Source organism: Sulfitobacter sp. HI0040 (genome assembly GCF_001634885.1).
Taxonomy (GTDB): Bacteria; Pseudomonadota; Alphaproteobacteria; order Rhodobacterales; family Rhodobacteraceae; genus Sulfitobacter.
This window is the reverse complement of record NZ_LWEX01000132.1, coordinates 1-3,145: the sequence shown is the minus strand read 5'-3', so window position 1 is coordinate 3,145 and position 3,145 is coordinate 1. Positions and strand designations below refer to the sequence as shown.

Genomic DNA, 3,145 nt, shown 5'->3' with positions numbered 1-3,145 from the left:
CGTTGCCGCTGGTTGTGCTGATTTCGGCGGCTACCGCGCTGGGTTATGCGCTCCTGCGGGGGCCTCCCTGGGACCGGGCCATGCCCTTCGGGCCCTTCTTGGCGATGTCTTTCTGGTTGCTCTGGCTGGTGCAGGGACCGATCTGCGCCTGAGGGCCCTTCCCTTTTGCCTAGATATATCCACTTTATGTCTGTACCTTTTGCATCAGATTGCGTGGCAGAGGCGAAGCATCGGAATGGCGATCGGGTACAAGGAGCTGAAGGCGGATATCCTGCAACGCATCGTGCAGGGGTATTGGCCGCCCGGTAGCCTTTTGCCCGGCGAAGTCGAACTCGCGGAACAGCATGGCTGTGCGCGCGCCACGGTGAACCGGGCGATGCGCGAACTGGCGGACGACGGGATCGTGGAGCGGCGGCGCAAGGCGGGAACGCGCGTGCGCATGGCCCCCATGCGGCAGGCCCGTTTCGATATCCCGATCATCCGCAAGGAAGTCGAAGCCATCGGGGCCACCTATCGCTATGCCCTTCTTTCGCGCGACGAGGTCAATGTACCGGATTGGCTCTGCGGTCGGCTCGGCGTCTCACGGGGGGAGAGTGTTTTGCACGTCGAGTGTATGCACTATGCCGACCACACGCCCTATCAGCACGAAGATCGCTGGATCGATATCTCCGTACTTCCGGCAGCCCGGACAGCCGACTTCAGTGCGGTAGGTCCGAACGAATGGCTTGTCGCTGCCGTTCCGTTCTCCACGGTGGAGATGAGCTTTCGCTCCACGGCGGCGGATAGAGTTCTGGCCGCCCACCTGGATTGCGCGGAAGGCGCCCCGCTCTTTCAGGCGGAACGCTCGACATGGTGGGAAGAGCAAGCCATCACCTTCGTCCGGCTGACCTACCGGGAAGGGTACCGGATGACGACGCGCTACTGATCGAACGTCAGCCCAGAATACCCGGCAGATCCAACCCATGCTCCCGCGCGCAGTCGAGCGCGTCTTCGTAGCCGGCATCGGCATGGCGCATCACCCCGGTGGCCGGGTCGTTCCAGAGCACATTGGCGATGCGGCGATCGGCGTCCTCTGTGCCGTCGCAGCAGATCACCATTCCGGAATGCTGCGAAAAGCCCATGCCCACGCCGCCGCCATGGTGCAGTGACACCCAGGTCGCGCCAGACGCCGTGTTGAGCAACGCGTTCAGCAGGGGCCAGTCTGAAACCGCGTCGCTGCCGTCCTTCATCGCTTCGGTTTCGCGGTTGGGCGACGCGACGGAACCTGAATCGAGGTGATCGCGACCGATCACCACGGGGGCCGAAAGCTCGCCCGTTCGCACCATTTCGTTGAAGGCGAGGCCAAGCTTGTGCCGCACGCCCAGCCCGACCCAGCAAATGCGCGCGGGTAGGCCCTGAAAGCTGATCCTGTCGCGCGCCATATCCAGCCAATTATGCAGGTGCGGATCGTCCACCAGTTCCTTCACCTTGGCGTCGGTCTTGTAGATATCCTCCGGGTCACCCGAAAGCGCGCACCAGCGGAAAGGGCCGATGCCCCGGCAGAACAGGGGCCGGATATAGGCGGGCACAAAGCCGGGGAAGGCGAAGGCATCTTCGAGGCCTTCGTCCTGCGCCACCTGCCGGATGTTGTTGCCATAGTCGAGGGTCGGAACCCCGGCGTTCCAGAAATCCACCATGGCTGCCACATGGGTTTTCATGCTGGCGCGGGCGGCCTTTTCCACCTTTGCCGGTTCAGCCTCTCGCGCGGCGCGCCATTCGGCCATGCTCCACCCTTGAGGAAGATAGCCGTTGATCGGGTCATGGGCGCTGGTCTGGTCGGTGACGATATCTGGCCGGGGGCCGCCGTTTTTCATCCGCTGGACGAGTTCGGGAAAGACATCGGCAGCATTGCCCAAGAGGCCCACGGATTTCGCTTCGCCCGCCTTTGTCCAGCGCTCGATCTTCTCCAAGGCTTCGTCCAGTGTTTCGGCCTTTTCGTCGAGGTATCGGGTCCGCAGGCGAAAATCGATGCTTTCGGCGTTGCATTCCACCGCGAGGCAACAGGCCCCGGCCATCACCGCGGCGAGCGGCTGCGCCCCGCCCATGCCGCCAAGCCCCCCGGTCAGGATCCATTTGCCGATGAGGTCACCGCCATAGTGCTGCCGCCCAGCTTCGACAAAGGTTTCGTAGGTTCCCTGAACAATGCCCTGACTGCCGATGTAGATCCACGATCCGGCAGTCATCTGGCCGTACATCGCCAACCCCTTGCGGTCGAGTTCGTTGAAGTGGCTCCAGTTCGCCCAATGGGGCACGAGGTTGGAATTCGCGATGAGCACGCGCGGCGCATCCTTGTGGGTGCGGAAGATCCCCACCGGTTTGCCTGATTGAACGAGCAGCGTCTGGTCCTCTTCCAGCGAATTCAGGCTTGCCACGATGGCGTCGAAATCCTTCCACGTCCGGGCGGCCCGCCCGATCCCGCCATAGACGACGAGTTCATGGGGGTTTTCGGCCACGTCCGGATGCAGGTTGTTCATCAGCATCCGCATGGGCGCTTCGGTCAGCCAGCTTTTGGCGGTGATCTCGGACCCGGTGGCGGGAAAGATATCTCGGGTGTTCTTGCGGGAATCGGTCATTTTAGGTCTCCGTCGAGGGCGATGTGGGCGAGTTTGCCGAGCAGGCGGGCGAGCGGGCGGCGCAGGCGCTGGGCCTTGGCAGGGTCGTATTCCCAGGGCGGCGCTTCGGCGTTCAGGTAGGCGGACTGCGCAAGCTCCATCTGTATGGCGTGGACCCCCTTGGCAGGTCGCCCATAGTGCCGCGTCGTCCAGCCCCCCTTGAAGCGCCCGTTGAGAACGGAGGTGTAGCCGTCCTCCGCGCGGCAAAGGCCATATGCTGCGGTTTCGAGCGCCCGCGCGCAGGTGCGGCCATCGTTCGTACCGATGTTGAAATCAGGCAGGGTGCCGTCGAAGAGAAACGGGATCTCGCTCCTGATCGAATGGCAATCATAGAGGATCGCAATGCCGTGCTTCTTGCGCACCCGGTCCAGTTCCTCCTCCAGCGCGGCGTGGTAGGGGGCGTGGAAGCTTTTGAGCCGTGTTTCGGTATCGGCGGGGGAGGGCGGGGTTTCCCAGATGGCGTTGTCATCGAAATCCGTCAGCGGGATCAACCC

Annotated in this window: 3 protein-coding genes; 1 reads left to right on the top strand and 2 read right to left on the bottom strand. The window is 63.2% G+C overall.

Going from position 1 to position 3,145, the window contains the following annotated elements:
• Window positions 1-235 precede the first annotated feature (235 nt).
• Window positions 236-925 carry a GntR family transcriptional regulator gene (locus tag A3728_RS09510; protein ID WP_067922675.1) on the top strand — a complete coding sequence of 230 codons (690 nt, stop codon included), beginning with the start codon at window positions 236-238 and terminating at the stop codon, window positions 923-925.
• 7 nt (window positions 926-932) lie between these two features.
• On the opposite strand, the gene hutU is transcribed toward A3728_RS09510, so the two are convergent.
• Window positions 933-2,612 carry a urocanate hydratase gene (gene hutU, locus A3728_RS09505; RefSeq protein ID WP_067922672.1) on the bottom strand — a complete coding sequence of 560 codons (1,680 nt, stop codon included), beginning with the start codon at window positions 2,610-2,612 and terminating at the stop codon, window positions 933-935.
• Window positions 2,609-3,145 (bottom strand): N-formylglutamate amidohydrolase (locus tag A3728_RS09500; RefSeq protein WP_201722308.1); only part of this gene is annotated, 537 nt, incomplete at its 5' end. The genes hutU and A3728_RS09500, both read right to left, overlap by 4 nt.

Coding starts and splice junctions, on each gene's coding strand:
- A3728_RS09510 (WP_067922675.1), top strand. CDS start 236: ATGGCGATCGGGTACAAGGAGCTGAAGGCGGATATCCTGCAACGCATC.
- hutU (WP_067922672.1), bottom strand. CDS start 2,612: ATGACCGATTCCCGCAAGAACACCCGAGATATCTTTCCCGCCACCGGG.